This is a genomic window from Dyella sp. SYSU CM1112 (assembly GCF_058216415.1).
In genome coordinates this window covers 1-260 of sequence record NZ_JBZEGI010000153.1, presented here as the reverse complement: position 1 = coordinate 260, position 260 = coordinate 1, and the positions used below count along the sequence as shown (strand labels likewise).

Genomic DNA, 260 nt, shown 5'->3' with positions numbered 1-260 from the left:
CAAGATCAAGAAGGTATCGAGTGGTTTTTACGGGCGCCCTGGTGGCGCCCGTTTTCTTTGCCTGCACAGAAAAAGAAAGGGCGCCAGTTTGGGGCGCCCTTTCCCTACTGCTTCGAGGTGGACAACGGAGGCTTAGCCCTTCCACTGTCCCAGCGCAGCGAGACCGTTGTCCTTGGCCCGTGCGTGCACGACTTTCTGTGCCTCGGCATAGTTGGCCTTCATGTCTTTTGCCCACAGCTTCAGTGCCGCCTGCTGCATGG

At 58.5% G+C, this 260-nt stretch carries 1 pseudogene; it reads right to left on the bottom strand.

The features are described 5' to 3' along the window. Positions 1-132 precede the first annotated feature (132 nt). Positions 133-260 (bottom strand): annotated as a pseudogene (locus AC4HNJ_RS22020) (class I fructose-bisphosphate aldolase); the annotation flags it as partial.